Raw genomic sequence first — 22,935 nt, 5'->3', positions numbered from 1 at the left:
CCCATGATTGCCTCTGCCCACATCCAGAACAGCTGCCGGCCGCTGGCCGCCGCAGCCACGATCCTGGCCTTGCTGCTGGCACCCGCAGCGTTCGCGTCCAACATCCTGGAATCGGTCGACTACGTGGTCGCTGGCGGCGGGCGGGTCGACATCCGCATGACCCTGGCCGAGGCCCGCGTCGACGCAAGGGACTTCGCGACCGACTCGCCGGCCCGCATCGCGGTCGACCTGATAGACACGCGAAACGCCTGGGCCGAGCGCCGGCTGCCGGTCGGCAGCGGCGCCGTCAGCGCGGTTTCCGCGGTGGAATCGGGCGGTCGCACCCGCCTGGTGGTCGATCTCCTGCGCCCGGCGAGCTATTCGCTGCGCCAGGAGGGCCCGGCGCTGGTGCTCAGCGTCGAATCCGGCGTGTCGGCGTCCGGCGGATCGGCGACCATCGCCGCCGAGACCGATCCCACCAAGCGACCGGCGATCGCCGCCCGCAACGAGCTCGACCGGGTCGACTTCCGGCGCGGCAGCAACGGCGAGGGCCGGCTGCAGCTGGTGTTCACCGGCGAAAGCGTCGGCGCCGACATGCGGGAGTTCGGGAACCGCCTGCAGCTGGAGCTGGCCAACGTTCGGGTCCCGGAGCGCAACATCCGCCGCCTCGACGTCACCGATTTCGCCACGCCGGTGCAGTTCGTCGACATCCGCGCGGTCGGCGACAGCGGCGCGCGCATCGAGATCGGCACCAGTGGCGCGATCCAGACGCTCGCCTACCAGACCGGCAACCAGTACGTGGTCGAGGTCGCCGAGAAGCGTGAGCCGACCGCCGCCGAGCGGCGCCTCAAGACGCCGGAGTACTCCGGTCAGCGCGTAACCTTCAACTTCCAGGACATACCGGTCCGCTCGGTGCTGCAGCTGATCGCCGATGTTTCCGAACTCAACGTGGTGGTCGCGGATTCGGTGCAGGGCAACATCACCCTGCGCCTCGTCAACGTGCCGTGGGACCAGGCACTCGACATCATCCTGCAGGCCAAGGGCCTGGACAAGCGCACCCAGGGCAACGTGATCTGGATCGCGCCCCAGCAGGAGATCGCCAACCGCGAGAAGGAAATGGAGGACGCGCGCATCGCCATGGAGGAGCGCGCCGAGCTGATCACCGACTACATCCCGATCAACTTCGGCAGTGCCGAGGAGATCGCCAAGCTGTTGACCACCGAGAGCCAGCAGTCCCAGGGTGGGGGCGCCGGCCAGGGGACCACGGGAGCGAGGGGCTTCCTGTCCCCGCGCGGCAGCGTCTCCTTCGATCGCCGTACCAACACCCTTCTGGTCAACGACATTCCGCCGAAGCTGCAGGAGATCAGGGAACTGATTGCCCTGCTCGACCGGCCGGTACAGCAGGTGCTCATCGAGTCCCGCATCGTGATTGCCAACGAGAGCTTCGCGCGCGAGCTGGGCGCCCGCTTCGGCGTCAGCGGCGCGAGAGAGGATGGCGAGGGCAACATCTTCACAACCGCGGGCAGCGCCACCGGCACCGACCGCATGAACGGAGAGGGGATCCGCAACCGCTACACCGGTCGCAGCCGTGGCCTGCCCGTCTTCGTGGAGCCCGAACAGCGCGGCGACCCGATCCGCGCTCCGCTGCTGGGTGAGCGCCTGAACTTCAACCTTCCGGTCAGCACGCCCGGCGCCGGCAGTTTCGCGCTGGCCATCCTGGGCGCCGACTACCTGCTCGACCTGGAGCTCTCGGCTCTGCAGGCAGAGGGTCGCGGCGAGGTGGTGTCCAACCCCAGGGTGATCACCGCCAACCAGCAGGAAGCCGTGATCAAGCAGGGCCGTGAAGAGGGCTACCAGACCACACAGGTGTCCGGCGGCGTGGTGCAGACCACCGTGAACTTCAAGGAGATCCTGCTCGAGCTGCGCGTCACGCCGACCATCACCAACGACGGGCGCGTCTTCCTGGCCCTGAACGTCAAGAAGGACGAGGTGGCCGAGCGCATCCAGACGCCGCAGGGCACCATTCCCTCGATCACCAAGCGCGAGATCAACACCGCGGTCCTGGTCCAGAACGGCGAGACCGTGGTCCTGGGAGGCGTCTACGAGATCTCATCCGAAGAGTCCCTGCAGAAGGTGCCGTTGCTCGGCGACGTGCCTGTGCTGGGCAACCTGTTCCGCAACAAGAACCGCCGGATGTCGAAGGCAGAACTGCTGATCTTCGTCACGCCCAAGCTGCTGCGCGAGACGCTGCAGTAACCGCGCACCGGATTCCCAGACATGATCAATGCAAGCTTGGAGAACAAGATGATCCGCGCCCTGCAACGGCTCGTTCCCCTCCTCGGCAGCCTGGCGCTGGTCGCCTGCGGCGGCGGTGGCAGTGACTCCGGCGGTGGCATCCAGCCGCCGCAGACGGTCAGCGTCGCGGTGTCGAGCAGCCAGTCCACCCTGGGTGTCAACTCGCTGTCCGACATCGTGGTCAACGTCACGCGTCGCGGCACCGGCGTGCCCGACGGAACCGTGGTGAGCCTCAGCGTGGACAGTCCCGCGCTCGGCCAGGTCGGCGCCGCCAGCGGCGACAACCAGTCCTTCAACAACAGCGCCCAGGCCGCCACCGCCGGCGGCGTCGCCCGGTTCCGCTTCAAGAGCACGCGGCAGACCGGCACCGTCGTGGTCCGGGCGTCGGTGAACGACCCGCAGACGCCGACCTTGAACGTCACGGGGCAGACCAGCATCTCGCTCAATGGCGGTCCCAGCAACGACAACCGCCTGACCCTGGTCGCCGACCGCACCCAGATCCCGATCAACCTGGAAGGGGTACCGCCAAACTGCCGCGGTTACCCCTACCAGGCCGAGGTCCAGGTGACGTGGCGCAACCTGCGCGGCGAGTTGGTGACCACGCCGACCGACTCGGAGGCCATGCGGGCATCGTGGACATCTCCGGCGAACGTCGGTGCGCTGGGCATTCCGGATGATCCGGAAACCACCGACATCAATGAGTGCGAACTCTTCCTGGCTTCCACCCACCTGGCCCTGAACGCCGGACGCGCAACGGTGTTCGCCCGCTCCCTGGGCTTCCAGGGCACCGGCACGCTCACGGTGGGCGTGCGCGACCTCGACACCAACGAGGATCTCAGCGCCGAGATGGAGTTCACCATCGTCTCCGGCGTGCCCAACATGCCGGCGAGCATCGATATCGAACCGCTGGGCTCGGCGTCCTACGTACAGACCGACCGCGCCATCCGCATCTTCGTCACCGACGGCGCCGGGAGCCCGGTGCCCAACCCGCAGCAGGGCGGCGTCGCCTGGAACAACCTCCGGCTCGAGATCGTCAATCCCCAGGGTGAGCGACTGCGCACCACCAACGCCGCCGGTGCCACCCAGGAAGGCACCGTGGTCAGTACCCGGACCGCCAACGGCATCGCCAGCGCGATCTTCGTTTCCTCGACCCGCGAGGGCCCGGTGACGATCCGTGCCACCGCCGATCGTGCCGACAACAACATCGACAACGGCATCCAGAATGCGCTGACCGCGGAGAACACCATCGTGGTGTCCGACGGCCAGTTGTTCAGCCTCACCCTGACCAGCCCGTTCATCGACTCGCTGTTCGTCAATGAGTCCAACTTCGGTGCGGCGCCGGATGGCAGCTACAGCGTGATCATGAGCGCGGTGGCCACCGACCGGTTGGGCAACCCGGTCCGGCCGGGCACGGTCATCGACTTCGGCCTGATCGACTCGCCCATCCAGGGCGCGCCCGATGGCGGTTTCGGTCCGTTCGCGATCTCCGGCAACAACGGCGATCCGCAGGAGGGCGGCACCCTGTTCACCGCCGCCAACGGCGCCTTCACCAGTGCCGGCGGTGGCGCCGGCCCGGGCGACGCGCTGGTGCTGTTCGGACGCAGTGTCGCGGGCAATCGCGATCTGGAGATGGCGCGGGTGATCCAGAGCGTCACCGGCCCGGGCAGCCTGACCGTGACCCGTCGCTTCAACTTCAACGACGACACGGGCAACAGCGTCAACAACGGCGGCGTCATCCCCTACGCAATCGGACGCGCCACCATTGGCAACATCGGCCAGAGCGCAGCCACCAACGAGCTGGGCGTCGCGACCACCCTGATGACGTACCCGGTGTCGCGCCTGGGCTCCAGCGTCATCGTCTGGGCACAGGGCAACGGTCGCGTGGTGGCCGGCGAGCCGAAGACCGTCGCCGATGCGGAACTGACCGCCTATCCGGCGGCCGGCCCGGCCAACCTGGTCGCCGTTCCCGAGCAGATCAGCGCCAACCAGCAGGCGACCGTCAGCGTTTGCCTGACCGATGCCAACCAGGTGCCGGTGCGCGGCGCCAGAATCGGCTTCGCCTTCCAGTCGCTGGGCGGTGGCACCGGTGGCATCACCGGATCGACCGGCGGCACGATCGGGCCGACCGACAGCAACGGTTGCCTGTTGGCCAACGTTTCCACCACCGGGGTGACCGCTGCCGGTGGCGAGCCGGCGCTCATCTTCTTCGCCTTCGGCGCGACGGCGACCGTCGCGATCACCGGCGCCGACGGCGGCGGCACGCCTGGCGAGACGTTCACCCTGACTGTGGACATGATCGGCAGCGGCACCGGCAATGTCGCGGTGACCTCAAGCACCTCGTCGTTCTCGCCGCCGCGGCCGGGCGGTTCCGCACTGTGCCTTTACGCGGACCGGCCATGCTCCTTCACCTTCGTGTCCAACTCCGCTGCCGGCCTGACCGCAATTCCCACCAATGGCAGCACCTTCGTGCAGTGGAGCGGCGACTGCACGGGCAACCTGGCCGGCACCCAGGTGGTCATGACTGCCGATAGATCCTGCACGGCGGAGTTCGCCGCGCCCTGAGGTCTTCCGCACGATCGATCGCATCTGAACGCCCGGTCCTCCGGGCGTTCTTTTTTTTCGCAAGCTCGCAGGCCGGCGCACAGCTGTGCGAGGATGCCGGCTGCCCAGGGGCGACGCCGTGCCGTCCCGATCAGACGGGGTCGACCGCATGCTGCTGCACACCAAGATGCTGATCGGGTTCCTGGTCGGATTGCTCGGTGGCATTGCCGCCTACACCTTTGCAGCCGACGCGGCTTGGCTGAACGCGCTGATCGACTGGGTCACCTACCCCGCCGGGCAGATCTTCCTGCGTCTGCTGTTCATGCTGGTGGTGCCGCTGGTGTTCTCCGCGCTGGTGCTGGGCGTCATCGAGATCGGCGATGTTCGTTCGCTGGGTCGCATTGGTGGCCGGACCCTGCTGTGGATACTGCTGGTCACCGGACTCGCAGCCCTGATCGGCCTGGTCGCGGTGAACGTCCTGCAGCCAGGACGAGGCCTGCCCCCCGAGGTCGGCCAGGCACTGCTGGCGCAAGCGTCGACTCAGGCGTCGGACATCGCCGCGCGCGGTGAGGCGGTCCGCGCCAGCGACCTGGTGATGAACCTGGTGCCGCGCAGCGTGGTCGATGCCGCGGCGCGCAACGACCTGATCGGACTGATCCTGTTCGCCCTTCTGGTCGGACTGGCCGCCGCGGTGATCCGCAGCCCGGCGACGGAGGCGTTTCGCCATACCGTGCAGGGTCTGTACGAGATCAGCCTGAAGCTGATCGAATGGGTGATCCGCCTCGCCCCGTACGCGGTTGCCGCCCTCTTGTTCACCATCACCGCTCGCCTCGGCTGGGATGTGCTGGCCCAGCTCGCCCGTTACGTCGGCACCGTGGTCCTCGCGCTGGCCGTGCACATGTTCGTGGTCTTCCCGATCCTCCTGCGTACGCTTGCAGGCGTTTCCCCGCTCTGGTTCTTCAGGCAGATCCAGCCGGTCATGCTGACCGCGTTCTCGACGTCGTCGAGCAGCGCCACCCTGCCGACCACACTGAAGGCGGCCGAGGAGCGTCTCGGTGCACCGCGGCACGTCTCGCGCTTCGTGTGCACGCTGGGCGCGACCGCCAACATGAACGGCACGGCGTTGTTCGAGGGCGTGACGGTGCTGTTCCTGGCGCAGTTCTTCGGCGTCGAGCTGACCCTGCTGCAGCAGCTGCTGGTACTGGTCCTGTGCATTCTTGGCAGCGTCGGTGCCGCCGGTGTGCCGGGGGGCTCCCTGCCGGTGATTGCCATGATCCTCGCCATGTTCGGCATCCCGCCGGAAGGCATCGGCCTGATCCTGGGCGTCGACCGGTTCCTCGACATGTGCCGAACCACGGTAAACGTCGGTGGCGACCTGGTGGGCACCATGGTGATCGCACGCGGTGAGCAGCCGCGCGGCAACGCTTCCGGCTGAGCCAACCTGGCCCCCGCGTCCACGCGTCAGAAACCGTCGGCGAAGATGAGGTCGCCGCTGGCGACGATGCGCAGCGTGCCGGGTCGGTGCACCAGGGCCTGGGCGAGATCGCCTGGCGCGATCGCGCCGTTGCCGTCGACGTCGATGTACAGCGACCCGTAGAGGTCGTAGCGGCCGGGCGGCAGCGACGCCGGGAGGACGAACAGCCGGCTGCGCGTGGCCGGCCCTGGGGGCAGGGACACCGGGGCGTCGTTGCCCGGATCGTCGACGAACGGGCCGGGCGGCGCGCGCAGGCTGGCGCCGAGCAGCACCAGGTCGTGGCCGGTGGCGGCCAGATTTTGCGCCTGGTAGCGGATTTCCAGCGTGTCGCCCGGCCGCAGGGTGCGCGGCGCGCCGTCCAGGCCGTCGAGCACCAGAACGCGGCTGGGCGTCGCCGTGCGCAGGCCGGTGCCGCCGCCGTTGCCGTTGTAGTAGTGGTCGAGCTGCCAGCGCCAGCTGCGCAGGTGCGGCGCCAGCGACCAGCGCTGCGTGCCCCACTGGCTCATGCCCCGGCCATGTCCGAAGCAGTCGCGGTCGGTGCCCACCGGGTCGGCCAGGCAGGGCCAGCCGGCCGCCGGCGAACCGGCGAAGCCGTTGCCGCAGGACAGGTCGACGTTGGCGCAGCTCTGGGTGCCGAGCAGGCAGTTGTTCTCCGCCGAGTACTCGCTGCGGAACACCGCCTGGTTGCGCACAAGCATCAGCCCGGCGGTGGCGGCCACCGCCTGGTCGGTGGCGGTCGAGGTGTCGGCGTCGTTGACCTGGCAGCAGGCGGACGAGCACAGGTCGAACGGCCGGCCGGGCACCGGATTGAGCGCATGCCAGGCACCGTAGCTGCGGTAGGCCACGGCGCCGGCGCGCAGCGACTGGCCGTTCCAGGAGGCGATCCACTCGTCGTTGAGGCCCCGCCTGACGTAGGTTTCCAGGTCGAACACGCACACGTGGCTGCAACTGCCGGTGCAGCAGGTGGCGCTGCAAGCGGCATTGCCGTAGCCGACCCGCACGCTGGCCGGGGGCTCGTCGCCCAGCCCGGCAGGCGCCGTCACGGTGCCGGCGGGGGCCGGCACCGGCATCGGGCCGGTCCACGGCAATTGCGCATCGCCGGCACCGGCAAGGTGACGGTGCCCCGCGTCCTCCTGCCAGCCGGCATCGAGATCGACCAGCAGGTGCAGGTCGGCGCCGGCCGCGAGCGCGATCGCGCGCTCGCTGCGCCGGCCCCCCAGGTCCTCCACGACCAGCAGGTCGCGGCGCAGGGGGCCATGCTCCGGACCCGAGGGTGTCTGCAGACGGAAGCCGCCGTCGCTGCCGGTGACGGTGCGGGCACCACTGGCGAGCCGCACCGTGGCGCCTGCGACGGGGCGCAAGGTCAGCGGGTCGATGACGTGGCCGGTCAGCGTGTCGGGCTCGGCCGGTGCCGGCGGTTCCTCCGCCGGTGCCAGCCACAGTGTCCAGGGGACGGCTGGCGTGCCCGGCTCCATCAGCAGCCACAGGGGCCGGTGTCCCGGGTGCATGACCAGGACCGCCGACGGTTCGGCCAGGACCAGCCGGGTCCGTCCCTGAGTCAGTTGCAGGCGCCTGGCGCGCGGGCCGGCATGTTCGAGTGCCGCCGCCAGGGCGCTGCGGGTGGTCGACGGCCCCTGCGCCGGCGCCATCAGGAGCGAGGCGTCAAGACCGACGCCGGTGCGGGCATCGCGGACCACGAGGTCGATCGCGGCAGCCGGGCCGGCCAGCACGACCAGGATGCCGCACAGGAGACGGACCGGTCGCCCGCCGCAGAGCCATCGAAACATCGCCATGCCGCCCCTCCCGGCGGGTCGCCCAGGCGAGTCTAGCCTTGCCCGGAGGCCGCATTCCGGCGGACCGGTCACACAAGGCGCACGCCCCGGCTTGGGCTGCCGGCCCGGGTCGGCGACAATGGCCGCCCCCAATGCCGCCGCCGCGGCCAGGAGTCGATCCCGATGCCCAGCCGACGCGACCTCGCCAATGCCGTCCGCGCCCTCGCAATGGATGCCGTGGAGGCGGCCAAGTCCGGCCATCCCGGCATGCCGATGGGCATGGCCGACATCGCAGAGGTGCTCTGGAACGACTTCCTGCGCCACGATCCGGGCGAGCCGGGCTGGCCCGACCGCGACCGCTTCGTGGTCTCCAACGGCCATGGCTCGATGCTGGTGTATGCCCTGCTGCACCTGTCCGGCTACGACCTGCCGCTGGCCGAGCTGCGCAATTTCCGGCAATTGCACAGCAAGACGCCCGGCCATCCGGAGGCGCATGAGACGCCGGGCGTGGAGACCACCACCGGCCCGCTCGGCCAGGGCCTGGCCAACGCCGTCGGCATGGCACTGGCCGAGAAGCTGCTGGCGGCGCGCTACAACCGCCCGGAGCACGCCATCGTCGACCACTACACCTGGGTGTTCCTGGGCGACGGCTGCCTGATGGAGGGCATCTCCCACGAGGTCGCCTCGCTGGCCGGCACCCTGAAGCTCGGCAAGCTGATCGCCTTCTACGACGACAACGGCATCTCCATCGACGGCGACGTCCGCGGCTGGTTCACCGACGAGACGGTCAAGCGCTTCGAGTCCTATGGCTGGCAGGTGATCCCCGAGATCGACGGGCACAACCCCGAGGCGATCAAGGCAGCGATCGTCTCGGCCCAGGCCCAGGACGAGCGGCCGACCCTGATCTGCTGCCGCACGGTGATCGGCTACGGCGCCCCGACCAAGGCCGGCAAGGAAAGCTCGCACGGTGCGCCGCTGGGAACCGAGGAGGTCGCCGGCGCGCGCCAGGCCCTGGGCTGGCCGCACCCGCCGTTCGAGGTGCCCGGCGAGATCCGCGCCGCCTGGGACGCACGCCTGGCTGGCGGCATGCGCAGCAAGGAATGGCACCGCCAGTTCGAGGCCTACGCACGGGTCTATCCCGAGCTGGCCGCGGAGCTGCGCAGGCGCCTGGCCGGCGAGCTGCCCGAGGACTTCGCCGAGCGTGCGCAGGCGTTCGTCGCCGATGTCCAGGCCCGGCTTCCCGAGGTCGCCTCGCGCAAGGCCAGCCAGCAGGCGATCGAAGCGCTGGCACCGCTGCTGCCCGAGCTGATCGGCGGCTCCGCCGACCTGGCGCACAGCAATCTCACCCTCTGGAAGGGTGCGGTCGACGTCAACGCCGATCCGGCGCGCGGCAACTACGTCTACTACGGGGTGCGCGAGTTCGGCATGACCGCGATCGCCAACGGCCTGGCCCTGCATGGCGGCTTCATCCCGTACGACGCCACCTTCCTGGTGTTCTCCGACTACGCGCGCAACGCCGTACGCATGAGCGCGCTGATCCCTGCGCCGGCGATCCATGTCTATACCCACGACTCGATCGGCCTGGGCGAGGACGGCCCCACGCACCAGCCGGTCGAACACCTGCCGTCGCTGCGCTGCATTCCCGGCAACGAGGTCTGGCGGCCGGCCGACGCGGTGGAGAGCGCGATCGCCTGGCAGCGCGCGATCGAGCGCCGCGACGGCCCGACCTGCCTGGTGTTCTCGCGCCAGAACCTGGTCTGCCAGCCGCGCGATGCCGACACCCTGGCCGCGGCCGCGCGGGGCGGCTACATCCTGCGGGACCCGGCCGGTGCCAAGGTCGAGGCGATCGTCATCGCCACCGGCTCCGAGGTCGAGCTGGCGATGGCGGCGGCGCGGGCGCTGGACGGCGAACTGGGCGTGCGGGTGGTGTCGATGCCGTGCACCAGCGTGTTCGAGAGCCAGCCGCTGGAGTACCGCGAGGGCGTGCTGCCGAGCTGGTGCCGGGCCCGGGTTGCGGTCGAGGCCGCCCACCCGGACGGCTGGTGGCGCTACGTCGGTCTGGATGGTGCCGTGATCGGCATGGACCGGTTCGGCGCTTCGGCCCCCGCCGCCCGGCTGTTCGAGCACTTCGGGATCACCGTGGACGCGGTGGTGGCGGCGCTTCGGCGGGTCGCCGGAACCACGCGCGGCTGAACCGGCGATCGTGGGGGCGCTCAGCCCTGCGGCGCCGAACCCTGCGCCGCAGGCGCGTTGCGCCCGCAGCGCAGGTTGGCCGGCACCGCGATGTCGATGAGTTTCGGCTTCGGCAGGTCGAGCTCGGCCATGAGCCGGATGTACTGTTCCCGGGACCTGCCGGCGATGCGCGGGTTGTGGCGCTTCTCCTCGCCGATGCTGGAGCAGGTCTCGCCCTTGTAATCGTGCGCCGGGTAGACCAGGGTCCGGTCGGGTAGGGCGAACAGGGTCTGCGTGATCGAATCGTACGAACGACCGGCGTCTCCGTTCTGGAAGTCCGTCCGGCCGGTACCGCGGATCAGCAGGACGTCGCCGGTGAACACCGCGCGCGGCCGCTCCGGCTCGAGCAGGAAACTGAAGGACTCGTCGGTGTGGCCCGGCGTGTACAGCGCCTGCAGGCGGATGCCGTCGACATCCAGCATGTCGCCTTCGCGGACACGCTCGCTGACGCACTCGGCGCGCGTGTGCTCGCCCATCACCGTCGCGCAGCCGGTGGCGTCCTGCAGGTCGCCCAGCGCCGTGACGTGGTCGGCATGGGTGTGGGTGTCGATGGCGCGCACCAGGCGCAGGTCAAGCTCGTCCACCAGCCGCAGGTACTGGTCGAGGTTGGCCTTGCAGGGATCGATGATCAGCGCTTCACGGCCGGGCCCGGAGGCGACCAGGTAGGTCCAGGTGCTGGACTCGGCATCGAACAGTTGGCGGAACAGCATGGCAATCTCCTGGTCGCCAGCCCTGGGTCGCCGGGGCCGGCAAATGATCGAGCCCGGATGAATCCTGCACTTGCGGGCCTACCTGCGCCGGCTCATTCAGGGGCCGCGGGAAGCTCCGAATTGGCCAGGCCTACCCTGGCCCGGATGTTTCTTGAGACCGCTACTGCGGCCGCCGATCTTCGCGCCCTGGCGCGGTCTGCTTCCGTTGGCTGGTTCGACATGGTGTCGGCTATGCCTTCACTGTCCAACGGTCCGCCGCCCGCACCACGACGCGATCTCGACGGCCTCGCTCTACGTCCTCAGGAAACATCCGGGCTAGGCAGCGCAGTAGATCCCATGCAGCGTCTCGATCAGCGCATGCACCGGGCCATCGGCAAGGCTGTAGTAGATGGTCTGCGCCTCGCGGCGGGTCCGGACCAGCTGCTCCTCGCGCAGCACCGCCAGGTGCTGGGACAGGGCCGACTGGCTGAGGTCCACCCGGGCATTGATCTCGCCGACGCTGAGCTCGCCACCCACCAGCAGGCACAGGATCATCAGGCGCCGATCGTTGGCCAGCGCCTTGAGCAGGCGCGCGGCATCGGCAGCGTGGGCGCGCATCGCCTCCGGGTCGGGCAACGCCGGATCCCCGGTTGGCCGGGTCGCGGTGCTCATGGACGCACCACGGGCAGCCTCGCCTCCAGCCAGGCCTGGATGCCGCCAGCGACGGAACGCACGTCGGTGAATCCCATGGCGGCCAGGCTCTGCGCAGCGAGCGCGGAGCGGCCGCCGGAGCGGCAGTACAGCAGCACCGGCTGGTGGCGATCGGCGAGCGCGGCGGCCGTGGCGCAGCCCATCGCCGGATGCGCATCGACCTGGAACTCCAGCACGCCGCGAGGCAGGTTGATGGCGTCGGGCAGGTGTGCCTCCTGGAATTCAGCGGGCTCCCGGACGTCGATCAGTACCGGGCGCGGCCGCAGCGCAACGCAGTCGGCGGGCGCGACCTCGCGGATCGCGGCGCGGGCCGTGGCGACCAGTTCGGAAGCGGTGACTGTCATGCTGGGGTTCCCCTTGACTTTGGCTTAGCAGGGCCTAATATAAGAAACATCTAATCCAGGTGCAACCCGTGGGTTGCCAGGGAGGTCGGTGATGGCGCACATCGTTGTACTGGGGGCGGGTGTCGGCGGCATGAGCGCAGCCTATGAGCTTCGCAAGACCCTCGGCAAGCACCACCGCATCACCGTGGTCGCCGAGACCGACCGCTTTTCGTTCACGCCGTCCAATCCCTGGGTAGCGGTGGGCTGGCGCACCGCCAAGGCCATCGAGGTGGAGATCGCCACGCCCCTGGCGCGTCACGACATCAGGCTGGTCAGCGCCGGCGCGGCGCGGATCGATCCGGGCGGCAGCCAGGTGGAGTTGCGCGACGGCGCCCCGATCGCCTACGACTTTCTTGTGGTGGCCACCGGACCTCGCCTGGCCTTCGATGAGGTGCCCGGCCTGGGACCCGACGCGCACAGCCATTCGATCTGCACGACGCCGCATGCGCTCGCCACCTGGCAGGACTACCAGCGTTTCGTGGACGCGCCCGGCCCGGTGGTGGTCGGCGCCGCCCCGGGCGTGAGTTGCTTCGGCCCGGCGTACGAATACGCGATGATCCTCGATGCCGACCTGCGCAGGCGACGGATTCGCGACCGGGTGCCGATCACCTTCATCACCCCGGAACCCTGGATCGGCCACATGGGCCTGGGCGGGGTGGGTGATTCCCGGGGGCTGCTCGAACACCAGTTCCGGCAGCGCCATATCCAGTGGATCGCCAATGCCCGGATCACCGCGCTGGACGGCGAGGCGGTGCATTACGAACAGCTGGACGACCAGGGTGCCGTGCTGCGGCAGGGCGCCGCGCCGGCAGTGTTCCGGATGGTCATGCCGGCCTTCACTGGCGTCGATGCCGTGCGCGCGGCGCCCGGACTGGGCAACGCGCGCGGCTTCGTTCCGATCGACGCGCACCAGCGCCATCCGCAGTTCCCCAACATCTACGCGGTCGGCGTCTGCGTCGCGATCCCGCCGGTCGAAGTCACCCCGGTGCCGACCGGCGCACCCAAGACCGGATACATGATCGAATCGATGGTGACCGCGGTGTGCGAGAACATCCGGTTGCAACTGGACGGCCAATCGCCCGCGGCGCGCGCCACCTGGAACGCCATCTGCCTCGCCGACATGGGCGATACCGGCGCCGCCTTCGTGGCACTGCCGCAGATCCCGCCACGTAACGTCACCTGGGCCCGGGTGGGCAAGTGGGTGCATCTGGCGAAGATCGCCTTCGAGAAGTATTTCCTCCGCAAGATGCGCACCGGCAACGTCGAGCCGGTCTACGAGAAGTATGTGATGCGGGCGCTGGGCATCTTCCGCCTGAAGCCCTGATCGCATCGCCCCAGCCTCCGCCCGAACCCCCGCCAGGAACCCAAGGAATCCGTCATGAACATCGACCGCGCCATCTTCGCCTTCGCCGGCACGATGATCCTCGCCAGCGTCGCGCTGGTCCACTTCGTCTCGCCCTGGTGGCTGCTGCTGACCGCCTTCGTCGGTCTGAACCTGCTGCAGTCGGCATTCACCGGGTTCTGCCCGGCGGCGCGGGTGCTCGCGTCGCTGGGCGTGCGGTCCGGGTGCGCGTTCAAGTGAGCGGCGTCGGCGTGCGGGCCCTGCCGCGCTGGACGGGTGTGATCGCCGCGATGACGCTGGCCGCCTGCGCGCAGGACAGCGGCCCGGTGCGACCCGTCGCGGAGGCGCCGGACCTTGCGACCCTTGAGGTGCGGGCGGTCGCCGTGCCCCGCGAGCGCGTCTGGGACGGTGTGGTCGAGGCCGTCCACCAGGCCACGCTGTCTGCGCAGACCCGTGGCCGGGTGCTGGAATTGCCCTACGACGTCAACGATTACGTCGAGGCCGGCGCGGTGGTGGTGCGATTCACCGACGTCGAGCAGCGCAGTGGCGCGCGTCAGGCCCAGGCGGCACTCGCCGCGGCGCAGGCCGCGTTCACCGAAGCCGAGGCGGAACACCGGCGGATTGCCGAGGTCTACGAACGGCGCCTGGTCGCGCGCAGCCAGCTGGACCAGGCCGTCGCCCGCCGCGATGCCGAGCGCGCCCGCCTCGACGCGGCCCGGGCCGCCGTCCGCGAAGCCGGCGAGCAGGTCGATTACACGGTGATCCGGGCCCCGTATCCGGGCATCCTCACCGAGCGCCACGTCGAGGTCGGCGAGGCCGTGCAGCCGGGCCAGCCGCTGGTCTCCGGGCTTTCGCTGGACCGGCTGCGCGTGCAGGTCCAGGTGCCGCAGAGCGACATCGCCGCGATCCGCGCGCAGGGCCAGGCCTGGGTGCTGCTGGACGACGGTCGCAGGGTCCGGGCCGATCGCGTGGTGGTGTTCCCCTATGCCGACCCCGGCAGCCACAGCTTCCGGGTCCGGATCGAGTTGCCCGAAGCCGACACCGGGCTGCACCCGGGGATGATCGCCAAGGTCGCTTTCGCCCTGGGCGAGGGTGAGCGCCTGCTGCTGCCCGAGCGCGTCCTGGTCAGGCGCAGCGAGGTGGTCGCGGTCTACGTGGTCGACGAGGCCGGCGTTGCGCTGCGCCAGGTGCGGGTCGGCCATCGTCACGATGAGCTGATCGAGATCCTGGCCGGCCTGCGCGACGGTGAGCGGGTTGCCGCCGATCCCGGCCGCGCACTCGCCTGGCTGGCCGGCCGGCGCGAGGCGGCCCGATGACGACCCCGCCGCTGGGCATCTCGGGACGGCTGGCGCGCGCGTTCCAGAGCAACCCCCTGACCCCGGTGCTGGCCGTTGCAGGCCTGCTGCTCGGCCTGCTGGCGGTGCTGGTGACGCCGCGCGAGGAGGAGCCCCAGATCGACGTGACCATGGCCAACGTGTTCGTGCCGTTCCCCGGCGCGCCGGCGCGGGACGTCGAGAACCTGGTCAGCTTCCCCCTGGAGCAGAGGCTGGCCGAGATCGAAGGCGTCAAGCACGTCTACTCGGTGAGTCGCCCCGGCGCCGCCGTGATCACCGTCGAGTTCCAGGTCGGCGTGCCCCGCCAGGAGGCGGTGGTGCGCCTCTACAACCAGGTCTACTCGAACGCCGACTGGGTGCCCGCCGGACTGGGCGTCGGCCAGCCCCTGGTCCGTCCGATGGGCATCGACGACGTGCCGGTGATGGCGCTCACGCTGTGGACCGACGATCCCGGTCGCGGCGCCACCGAACTGGCCGAAGTGGCGCACAGCCTGGAGACCGAACTCAAGCGCATCCGTGGCACCCGCGATGTCTACACGCTGGGCGTCCCTGCGCGTGCCGTGGTGGTCGAGCTGGATGCCACCCGCCTGGCGGCCTACGGCATGGCCGTGGAGGACCTGTCGTCTGCACTGGCTGCCAGCAATGTCGCCGTGCACGCTGGCGAACGCACCGTCGCCGACGGCAGCGTCCCGGTGACCGCCGGCACCTGGCTGGCCGATGCCGGCGAGGTGGCCGGCCTGGTCATCGGCCTGCGCGATGGCGGACCGCTGTACCTGTCCGACGTCGCGACCATCCGGCGCGGTGCCGACCTGCCGCGAAGCTACGTCTGGCACATGGCCGCCGCCGGCCAGCCCGGTCCTGCGGCCGGCCAGGCGCCCGCGGTCACCCTGGCGATCGCCAAGCAGCCCGGCGCCAATGCTGCGGACATCACCGGCGCGGTGCGCGCACGCCTGGTCGACCTGCGACGCACCGTGCTGCCCGAGGGCGTCGAGGTCGAGATCACCCGCGACTACGGGCAGACCGCAACCGACAAGGCCAACACCCTGATCAGCAAGCTGGTGTTCGCGACCATGGCGGTGGTGCTGCTGGTGCTGGCGGCGCTGGGCTGGCGCGAAGCGATCGTGGTGGGAATCGCCGTGGTGCTGACCCTGGCCCTCACGCTGTTCGCCTCCTGGGCGATGGGCTTCACCCTGAACCGGGTGTCGCTGTTCGCATTGATCTTCGCGATCGGCATCCTGGTCGACGACGCCATCGTGGTGGTCGAGAACATCCACCGGCACATGGCGCGTGGCGACATCGGCCTGCTCGCAGCCATCCCACCAGCGGTCGACGAGGTCGGCAGCCCGACCATCCTGGCGACCTTCACGGTGATCGCGGCGCTGCTGCCGATGGCCTTCGTCAGCGGCCTGATGGGTCCTTACATGCGGCCGATCCCGATCAATGCCTCGGTGGGCATGCTGATCTCGCTGCTGATCGCCCTGACCGTCACGCCCTGGCTGGCCTGGAAGCTGCTGTCGCGGCACCTGCCGGCAGCGGCGCGGACAGCGGGAGAAGACAAAGGAAAGGACGCTGGCCACGGCCTGGCCGCCCGGCTGCAGCCTGTGTTCGGAAGGTTGTTCGGTCCCTTCCTGGACGCCCGTCGGGGCCGTCGCGCGCGCCGCCTGCTGTTCGCCGCCATCGCCGGTCTGGTCGTCCTGGCCACCAGCCTCGTGCTGGTGCAGTGGGTGGTGATGAAGATGCTGCCGTTCGACAACAAGTCCGAGTTCCAGGTGGTGGTCGACCTGCCCGAGGGCAGCAGCCTGGAGCAGACCAACGCCCTGCTTTCCCGCCTGGCACAGGCGCTGGTGGCGGTGCCCGAGGTCACCCATGTCCAGGCCTACGCGGGCACGTCGGCGCCGATCAATTTCAATGGCCTGGTGCGGCAGTACTACCTGCGCGAAGGGCCGCATCTCGGCGACCTTCAGGTGAACCTGCGCGAGCGCCGCCAGCGCGCCCGAAAGAGCCACGACATCGCCCGCGCAGTCCGGCCGGTGCTGGCGGCCCTGGGTGCCGGGTCGGGCGCCTCCGTGAAGGTGGTCGAGGTGCCGCCCGGCCCGCCGGTCCTGGCGCCACTGGTCGCCGAGGTCTACGGTCCGGACCCTGCCCGGCAGCGGGAGATCGGACGTGAGCTCGCGGCGATGTTCGCAGCCACCCCAGGCATCGTCGATGTCGACAGCACGGTCGAGGCGGACGCACCCCGCGAACTCGTCGTCGTCGACCGGGTTCGCGCAGCGCGTCTGGGCGTCAGCCAGGCCCAGGTCGCCCAGACTCTGGCGATGGCGGTGTCCGGGCACGATGCCACCTGGCTGCGCGACGGCGCCTCCAAGTATCCGGTGCCGGTGCGGCTGCGCCTGCCGGCCGGCGACCAGGCCAGCCTGGACCAGCTGCTGGCCCTGCGCGTGCGCGGCCAGGGCGGTCGCCTGGTGCCGCTCTCGGAGGTGGTCCAGGTGCAGCGCGTCGGCTACGAGGCGGCGATCCACCACAAGGACCTGCTGCCGGTGGTGTACGTGACGGCCGACGAGGCCGGCCGCCTGGACAGTCCCCTGTACGGCATGTTCGACCTGGTCGGGCGGATCCGCGACGGCGAGGTCGCCGGCCAGCCGCTCGACCAGGCCTTCTTCGCGCCACCGGACAGCGTCGACGGCTACACGGTCAAGTGGGACGGCGAGTGGCAGATCACCTTCGAGACGTTCCGGGACATGGGCATGGCCTATGCGGTCGGACTGCTGCTGATCTATCTCCTGGTGGTCGCGCAGTTCCGCAGCTACCTGGTGCCTCTGGTGATCATGGCGCCGATTCCGCTGACCGTGATCGGCGTGCTGCCCGGGCATGCCCTGCTGGGCGCGCAGTTCACCGCCACATCGATGATCGGCATGATCGCCCTGGCCGGCATCATCGTCCGCAACTCGATCCTGCTGGTCGACTTCATCAACCAGGCGCTGGCGGAGGGCAGCTCGCCCGCGCAGGCAGTCGTGGACGCCTGCGCGGTCAGGGCCCAGCCGATCGCGCTGACCGCCCTGGCGGCCATGGCCGGCGCCGCGTTCATCCTGGACGACCCGATCTTCAACGGCCTGGCGATCTCCCTGATCTTCGGCATACTGGTGTCGACGGTGCTGACCCTGGTGGTCATTCCGCTGCTCTACTTCTCGCTGCTTGAGCGCCAGGGCAGGGCGCAGGAGTCCACGCCATGAGGTCGTTCCGGATGATTCGCAAGGCCGCACCTCCGGCTGCAGATATCCGCGTTGTGTGCCTATCGGTTGCGGCCGGCCGGTTCGAGCTCCCGTCGACCGCGCGTTCGCCGTGCAAAGGCCCGTTGCCGGCACCACGACGCGTTTCCGACGGCGTGGCTTTGCGTCCTCGCAATGCGTCCGGGTTGATGGGCATCATCGCGGCCCTGGCGCTGGCGGTCCTCGTCGCCGGCTGCGGCCAGGCGCCCGCGCCCGGCGAGCGCGCGCCGGACACCGGGGCGGAACAGGTGCCGGCCTCGGCTGCGGATCGTGCCCGTGCCGCCGCCGCCGATTTCTCCGGTCGTCTGCGCGCGGCGCTTCGCGACCACATGGGCAGCGAAGGCCCGGTCTCCGCCGTGGCCTTCTGCCGCGAGCAGGCGCCGGCGATCGCCGCCGAGGTGATGACGGCGCACGGCGTGCGCCTGGGTCGCGTCGCTCTCCCCGGACGCGAGCGCAACCCCGGCAACACCGCAACCGGCTGGCAAGTTGCCGTGCTGGCCCGGTTCGCCGACGCGGTGGCGACGGGTGGCGCCCCGGAGGACCAGGTCGAGCTGGTCATCGACGGCCTGCCCGACGGGATCGATGCGCGTCTTGCCCGCGGTATCCGGGTGGAGGCGCCCTGCCAGCTCTGCCATGGCGTCGAGCTGGCGCCGGGCATCGCCGAGGCGATCGCCCTGCAGTACCCGGGCGACCGCGCCACCGGCTTCCGCGAGGGCGACCTGCGGGGTGCGCTCTGGGTCGAGGTCCCCGCCACCGAACCGCCCCCCTGACAGGAGTCCGCGATGAGCGACAGCACGCCGATCCGCGTCCGTCTCGAACAGCAGGAGGATTTCGCCTTCCGGCTGAGCTTCCCCGACACCGACCTCGCCGCCTTGCTGACCGATGAGCCGGCGCCGCTGGGACACGATGGCGGCCCCAATCCCTCGCGCCTGCTGCTGGCCGCGGTCGCCAACTGCCTGGCGGCCAGCCTGCTGTTCGCATTGCGCAAGTTCCGCAACGACCCCTCGGGTCCCTTGCTGGCCGAGGCCACCGCGCTCATGCAGCGCAACGCCGATGGCCGCTGGCGGCTGCCGCGCGCGGATGTCGAACTGCACCTGCCCGGCAATGCCGCCAGCTACCCGCAGCTCGAGCGCATCCTCGGCCAGTTCGAGCAGTTCTGCGTGGTCACCCAGAGCGTCCGTCAGGGCATCGATGTTGCGGTCACGGTCAAGGACGTCGACGGTCGCGTCCTGCTGGGCGACAAGAGCTTCGAGGCCGGATCCTGAGCGCCGCGCGACGATGACCGCGACCGCAACCACGGTTGCCTGCCCGCATTGTCATGCGCTCAACCGCGTGCCCGACGGGCGTCTGGGCGAGTCGCCGTCCTGCGGGCGCTGTCATCGCCCGCTGTTCGTCGGTGGCCCGGTCGCGTTGGACGCCGCCGCCTATGCCGCGCATCTGGAGCGCGCCAGCCTGCCGGTGCTGGTCGATTTCTGGGCGTCCTGGTGCGGCCCCTGCCAGGCGATGGCGCCGCACTTCGAACGCGCCGCCAGCGCGCTGGAACCGCGATTGCGCCTGGCCAAGCTGGACACCGAGGCCGAGCCCGCCCTGGCGGCGCGGCACGGCATCCGCAGCATACCGACCCTGATCCTGTCGATCGGCGGCCAGGAGCGGGCCCGGCATTCGGGCGCGATGGCAGCCGGGGACATCGTCGCCTGGGCGACACGACAGCTTGGGCAGTGAGCGCGGCTGCCCGGCGCCCCAGCGCGAAGCAGTCTCGCAGCAGGCGGGGGATGTTCGGTCAGTCGGCCAGCAGGGCGTCGAGCAGGGCGGCCAGGCGGGCGCCGGCAAGGACGAGTTGCCTTTCCACCACGGGCAGCTGTCGCTCCATGTAGTCCGCAGGCAGGCGTCCCGGCCGGCGCGGATAGATGTCCGCCGAAGCGATCAGGCGGCAGGAGGCCTCTGCCCAGGCGCGCGGCGCCCGAATCGACCAGCGCGTGTCGGTATCGGCTCGCACCTCGGCCAGCCGTGCGCTGCGCGTGCGCCAGGGCTCCCGGCTTGCCCGCAGCAGCCCGCCGTCCCAGAGCGCATGCAGGTTGCCGCCCTGGCCCAGGTAGAACAGCTGGAAGGTGTTGCCGCCGCGGTCGTCGGCGTGGCCGGCATGCAGAGGCTGATGGATATCCGCCACGAAGTGGACCAGGAACTTGAGCGCCCGGGCACGTAGCGCGGGATCCCGGCTGCGGTCGGCCAGGATCTCGGCCTGTTCGCCGATCGCGGCGACGATGCACCTGCCGTCCTTGCAGTCGCGGCTCGCCAGGTAGCGGCAATCGCCGCGCGGCAGGTTCACGTAGTGCCAGGGCGCGGTGTGGCGCCATTCGGGCCGTTCCCGCACCTCGTCGGCCCATATCGAAACGCCAGCGAGACTGGCGTCGGCCTCGCCTGCGAGCAGCGCGGCGACCCGGGCTGCCGTGCCGGCGGCGATCTGCCGGGCGGCCAGGTCGCCCACGATGCGGTGGCCGTCGGGACCGAAGGCACGGGCCGGCGCGGCCGCTGCCAGGATTGCGGCTAATGCGAGGACAAGGGCGGGCCGGAAAGGGCGCATCCTGGACAGGTGCGATGACGGGGTATCCAGTCTAGCCCGGACGCGCGAACCGGCCACGCTCGGCAGCGCGCCGACGCCGGCGCTTCCGTTGTGTCGGCCGGTGTTCGAGAGGCGCCTGCGCGAACGACGGTCCGCGGTGCCTTGCGCGGCTGCCGCGGCAGTGGGGCGTCCTGCCGCAGGCCCTCAGAGCCAGCCGCGCCGCTTGAAGTACCACAAGGGCAGCACCGCCGACAGCACCATGGCGACCAGCGCCAGCGGATACCCGAAGCGCCAGCCCAGCTCCGGCATCACCTCGAAGTTCATGCCGTAGATGCTGGCGATCAGGGTCGGCGGCAGGAACGCGGCGGCGGCCACCGAGAAGATCTTGATGATGTTGGTCTGCTCGATGTTGATCCGGCCCAGGGTGGCATCGAGCAGGAACTGCACCTTGTTGGACTGGTAGTTGGCGAAGTCGGCCAGCGAAGCCAGGTCCCGGCCCAGGCTCTTGATGCGCTCCCGGACGCCGGGGTCCTTCTGGTAACCGTTCTCCGGGTGCCCGAACCAGGTCAGCAGCCGGATCGTCGAGACCACCGCCTCGCGCAGGCGCGAGGTGAGTTCGCCGCAACGGCCGATGTCCTTGAGCAGTTCCGCCGGCGGCTTGGCCTGCTGGACCTCGCCCGGTCGGAACACGTGTGCGGAGATCTGGTCGGCATCCAGGCTGATCCGCTCCAGGATGTCGGCCTGGCGCGCGACCACGGTCTCGAGCAGGCCGGTGAACACCCCGACCGGACGCTTGTCCGCCAGCCTCGCCTTGTGCAGGTGGCCGGCATAGGTGCGGAACGACTTCGGATCGATGTAGCGCAGGGTGATCAGCTGCCCCTCGCCCAGGATGAAGGTGACCGGCGCGCTGCGCGGCGAGCCGGTCTCCACGTGGGCGACCAGGGTGGCGGTCATGAACAGCGCGCCATCCTCCTCGTAGAGCCGGTTCGACGGCTCGATCTCGCCCATCTCGGCCTGGCTGGGTACCGCCAGGCCGAAGCGCTGCTCGACCGCCAGGCGCTCCTCGGCGCTGGGATCGAGCAGGTCGACCCAGACCAGATCGGCGTCGTGCAGGGCGGCGATGGTGTCGGCGACCTCGACGCGGCCGTCGCGGGCGATGTAGCTGCTGAGCATCGTCGGGCCTCGGGCCGGGTCGGTTCGGGGCGGCCATTATCGACGTATGCCGACCCGCGCGGGGCGCCGTCCGGCGGTCCGGAGGATGGCCGGGATGGGCTAAAATCACGGTCCTTTGCCCCCATCCGCCGCCACCAGGAGCCCGTACATGCCCGTCAAGGTCGCCATCAACGGCTACGGCCGCATCGGCCGCAACATCCTCCGCGCCCTCTACGAGACCGGCCGTACCGGCGAGATCCAGGTGGTCGCGGTGAACGACCTGGGCGATGCCGAGACCAACGCCCACCTGACCCAGTACGACACCGCGCACGGCAAGTTCCCCGGCACCGTCTCGGTGGCCGGCGGCGACCTGGTCGTCAACGGCGACCGCATCCGGGTCTGCGCCGAGCGCGATCCGGCCAAGCTGCCCTGGCGCGAACTCGGCGTCGACGTGGTGCTGGAATGCACCGGGCTGTTCACCTCCAAGGCCAAGGCCTCCGCGCACATCGACGCCGGCGCCGGCAAGGTGATCATCTCCGCGCCGGGCGAGAAGGATGTCGACAACACCATCGTCTACGGGGTCAACCACGACACCCTGAAGGCGTCCGACACGGTCATCTCCAACGCCTCGTGCACCACCAACTGCCTGGCGCCGCTGGCCAAGGTGCTGCACGGCAGGATCGGCATGGTGCACGGGTTGATGACCACCATCCACGCCTACACCAACGACCAGGTGCTGACCGACGTCTTCCACAAGGACCTGCGCCGGGCGCGTTCGGCGACCCAGAGCCAGATCCCGACCAAGACCGGCGCCGCCGCCGCGGTCGGCCTGGTGCTGCCCGAGCTCAACGGCAAGCTGACCGGCTTCTCGATGCGCGTGCCGACCATCAATGTCTCGGTGGTCGACCTGTCGTTCGTGGCCGCGCGGGAAACCAGCAAGGACGAGATCGATGCCGTGCTGAAGGCGGCCAGCGAGGGCGAGCTGAAGGGCATCCTCGGTTACAACACCAAGCCGCTGGTCTCGGTGGACTTCAACCACGACCCGCACAGCTCGGTCTACGACGCCACCCTGACCCAGGTGATGGGCGGCACCCTGGTCAAGGTGTGCGCCTGGTACGACAACGAGTGGGGCTTTTCCAACCGAATGCTGGACACCACGCTGGCGCTGGTCGCGGCCGGACGCCGGGGCGGCTGAGGCGGGCAGC

General features: G+C 70.1%; 18 protein-coding genes. 12 read left to right on the top strand and 6 right to left on the bottom strand.

The annotated features are described in order from the left end of the window. Positions 1 to 3: 3 nt before the first annotated feature. The 3 genes from KF823_13125 (at position 4) to KF823_13115 (ending at position 6,250) form a co-directional block, all read left to right on the top strand. A complete protein-coding gene (locus tag KF823_13125; protein MBX3726846.1) occupies positions 4 to 2,235 on the top strand; it encodes a type IV pilus secretin PilQ family protein in 2,232 nt (743 codons plus the stop codon). Between the two features lie 21 nt (positions 2,236 to 2,256). Beyond that, a complete protein-coding gene (locus KF823_13120) occupies positions 2,257 to 4,836 on the top strand; it encodes a hypothetical protein (protein ID MBX3726845.1) in 2,580 nt (859 codons plus the stop codon). Positions 4,837 to 4,984: 148 nt separating this feature from the next. Continuing rightward, complete coding sequence (locus KF823_13115) at positions 4,985 to 6,250, top strand: dicarboxylate/amino acid:cation symporter (GenBank protein ID MBX3726844.1); 1,266 nt, start codon at positions 4,985 to 4,987, stop codon at positions 6,248 to 6,250. Between the two features lie 26 nt (positions 6,251 to 6,276). On the opposite strand, the gene KF823_13110 is transcribed toward KF823_13115, so the two are convergent. Further along, on the bottom strand, positions 6,277 to 8,082 hold the full coding sequence (locus tag KF823_13110; protein MBX3726843.1) for a hypothetical protein: 1,806 nt from the start codon (positions 8,080 to 8,082) through the stop codon (positions 6,277 to 6,279). A gap of 162 nt (positions 8,083 to 8,244) precedes the next feature. Here KF823_13110 and tkt point away from each other — a divergent pair, with 162 nt between their 5' ends. Then, positions 8,245 to 10,254: a transketolase gene (gene tkt, locus KF823_13105; protein MBX3726842.1), complete on the top strand. Its 2,010-nt coding sequence runs from the start codon at positions 8,245 to 8,247 to the stop codon at positions 10,252 to 10,254. Between the two features lie 20 nt (positions 10,255 to 10,274). Here tkt and KF823_13100 read toward each other — a convergent pair whose 3' ends face one another. The 3 genes from KF823_13100 to KF823_13090 form a co-directional block, all read right to left on the bottom strand. Then, positions 10,275 to 11,003, bottom strand: a complete 729-nt coding sequence (locus KF823_13100) for an MBL fold metallo-hydrolase (protein MBX3726841.1) — start codon at positions 11,001 to 11,003, stop codon at positions 10,275 to 10,277. A gap of 315 nt (positions 11,004 to 11,318) precedes the next feature. Next, the gene (locus KF823_13095) at positions 11,319 to 11,654 is read right to left on the bottom strand and encodes a helix-turn-helix transcriptional regulator (protein ID MBX3726840.1); all 336 of its coding nucleotides are present in this window, start codon (positions 11,652 to 11,654) and stop codon (positions 11,319 to 11,321) included. Further along, a complete protein-coding gene (locus tag KF823_13090; protein MBX3726839.1) occupies positions 11,651 to 12,037 on the bottom strand; it encodes a rhodanese-like domain-containing protein in 387 nt (128 codons plus the stop codon). Before KF823_13090 ends, KF823_13095 begins: the two co-directional genes overlap by 4 nt. A 91-nt stretch (positions 12,038 to 12,128) precedes the next feature. Here KF823_13090 and KF823_13085 point away from each other — a divergent pair, with 91 nt between their 5' ends. From KF823_13085 to trxC, 7 genes are all read left to right on the top strand, one after another. Continuing rightward, on the top strand, positions 12,129 to 13,400 hold the full coding sequence (locus KF823_13085; protein ID MBX3726838.1) for an NAD(P)/FAD-dependent oxidoreductase: 1,272 nt from the start codon (positions 12,129 to 12,131) through the stop codon (positions 13,398 to 13,400). Between the two features lie 54 nt (positions 13,401 to 13,454). Further along, on the top strand, positions 13,455 to 13,658 hold the full coding sequence (locus tag KF823_13080; protein MBX3726837.1) for a DUF2892 domain-containing protein: 204 nt from the start codon (positions 13,455 to 13,457) through the stop codon (positions 13,656 to 13,658). A 50-nt stretch (positions 13,659 to 13,708) separates the two neighbouring features. Then, entirely contained in the window at positions 13,709 to 14,734 is a 1,026-nt protein-coding gene (locus KF823_13075; protein MBX3726836.1) for an efflux RND transporter periplasmic adaptor subunit, read from the top strand. Beyond that, positions 14,731 to 17,982: an efflux RND transporter permease subunit gene (locus KF823_13070; GenBank protein ID MBX3726835.1), complete on the top strand. Its 3,252-nt coding sequence runs from the start codon at positions 14,731 to 14,733 to the stop codon at positions 17,980 to 17,982. The genes KF823_13075 and KF823_13070 overlap by 4 nt, the downstream gene beginning before the upstream one ends. Before the next feature lie 152 nt (positions 17,983 to 18,134). Beyond that, entirely contained in the window at positions 18,135 to 18,788 is a 654-nt protein-coding gene (locus KF823_13065) for a DUF3365 domain-containing protein (GenBank protein MBX3726834.1), read from the top strand. Between the two features lie 12 nt (positions 18,789 to 18,800). After that, entirely contained in the window at positions 18,801 to 19,283 is a 483-nt protein-coding gene (locus KF823_13060) for an OsmC family protein (GenBank protein ID MBX3726833.1), read from the top strand. A 13-nt stretch (positions 19,284 to 19,296) separates the two neighbouring features. Beyond that, positions 19,297 to 19,740 (top strand): thioredoxin TrxC, encoded by a 444-nt coding sequence (gene trxC, locus KF823_13055; protein MBX3726832.1) that lies wholly within the window; start codon positions 19,297 to 19,299, stop codon positions 19,738 to 19,740. 58 nt (positions 19,741 to 19,798) lie between these two features. Here trxC and KF823_13050 read toward each other — a convergent pair whose 3' ends face one another. Together KF823_13050 and KF823_13045 are read right to left on the bottom strand one after the other, a co-directional pair. Beyond that, entirely contained in the window at positions 19,799 to 20,599 is an 801-nt protein-coding gene (locus tag KF823_13050) for a S1/P1 nuclease (GenBank protein MBX3726831.1), read from the bottom strand. Positions 20,600 to 20,782: 183 nt separating this feature from the next. Then, the gene (locus KF823_13045) at positions 20,783 to 21,751 is read right to left on the bottom strand and encodes a magnesium transporter CorA family protein (protein MBX3726830.1); all 969 of its coding nucleotides are present in this window, start codon (positions 21,749 to 21,751) and stop codon (positions 20,783 to 20,785) included. A 148-nt stretch (positions 21,752 to 21,899) separates the two neighbouring features. Between KF823_13045 and gap the strand changes: the two genes are divergently transcribed. After that, entirely contained in the window at positions 21,900 to 22,925 is a 1,026-nt protein-coding gene (gene gap, locus KF823_13040; GenBank protein MBX3726829.1) for a type I glyceraldehyde-3-phosphate dehydrogenase, read from the top strand. Positions 22,926 to 22,935 lie beyond the last annotated feature (10 nt).

Source organism: Lysobacterales bacterium (assembly GCA_019634735.1).
Taxonomy (GTDB): domain Bacteria; phylum Pseudomonadota; class Gammaproteobacteria; order Xanthomonadales; family UBA2363; genus Pseudofulvimonas.
The sequence above is the reverse complement of the archived record's forward strand: the minus strand, read 5'-3'. Positions and strand labels throughout refer to the sequence as shown.

Excerpts from the sequence above, each read along its gene's own strand:
- KF823_13125 (MBX3726846.1), top strand. The coding sequence starts at position 4 with ATGATTGCCTCTGCCCACATCCAGAACAGCTGCCGGCCGCTGGCCGCC.
- KF823_13120 (MBX3726845.1), top strand. The coding sequence starts at position 2,257 with ATGATCAATGCAAGCTTGGAGAACAAGATGATCCGCGCCCTGCAACGG.
- KF823_13115 (MBX3726844.1), top strand. The coding sequence starts at position 4,985 with ATGCTGCTGCACACCAAGATGCTGATCGGGTTCCTGGTCGGATTGCTC.
- KF823_13110 (MBX3726843.1), bottom strand. The coding sequence starts at position 8,082 with ATGGCGATGTTTCGATGGCTCTGCGGCGGGCGACCGGTCCGTCTCCTG.
- tkt (MBX3726842.1), top strand. The coding sequence starts at position 8,245 with ATGCCCAGCCGACGCGACCTCGCCAATGCCGTCCGCGCCCTCGCAATG.
- KF823_13100 (MBX3726841.1), bottom strand. The coding sequence starts at position 11,003 with ATGCTGTTCCGCCAACTGTTCGATGCCGAGTCCAGCACCTGGACCTAC.
- KF823_13095 (MBX3726840.1), bottom strand. The coding sequence starts at position 11,654 with ATGAGCACCGCGACCCGGCCAACCGGGGATCCGGCGTTGCCCGACCCG.
- KF823_13090 (MBX3726839.1), bottom strand. The coding sequence starts at position 12,037 with ATGACAGTCACCGCTTCCGAACTGGTCGCCACGGCCCGCGCCGCGATC.
- KF823_13085 (MBX3726838.1), top strand. The coding sequence starts at position 12,129 with ATGGCGCACATCGTTGTACTGGGGGCGGGTGTCGGCGGCATGAGCGCA.
- KF823_13080 (MBX3726837.1), top strand. The coding sequence starts at position 13,455 with ATGAACATCGACCGCGCCATCTTCGCCTTCGCCGGCACGATGATCCTC.
- KF823_13075 (MBX3726836.1), top strand. The coding sequence starts at position 13,709 with ATGACGCTGGCCGCCTGCGCGCAGGACAGCGGCCCGGTGCGACCCGTC.
- KF823_13070 (MBX3726835.1), top strand. The coding sequence starts at position 14,731 with ATGACGACCCCGCCGCTGGGCATCTCGGGACGGCTGGCGCGCGCGTTC.
- KF823_13060 (MBX3726833.1), top strand. The coding sequence starts at position 18,801 with ATGAGCGACAGCACGCCGATCCGCGTCCGTCTCGAACAGCAGGAGGAT.
- trxC (MBX3726832.1), top strand. The coding sequence starts at position 19,297 with ATGACCGCGACCGCAACCACGGTTGCCTGCCCGCATTGTCATGCGCTC.
- KF823_13050 (MBX3726831.1), bottom strand. The coding sequence starts at position 20,599 with ATGCGCCCTTTCCGGCCCGCCCTTGTCCTCGCATTAGCCGCAATCCTG.
- KF823_13045 (MBX3726830.1), bottom strand. The coding sequence starts at position 21,751 with ATGCTCAGCAGCTACATCGCCCGCGACGGCCGCGTCGAGGTCGCCGAC.
- gap (MBX3726829.1), top strand. The coding sequence starts at position 21,900 with ATGCCCGTCAAGGTCGCCATCAACGGCTACGGCCGCATCGGCCGCAAC.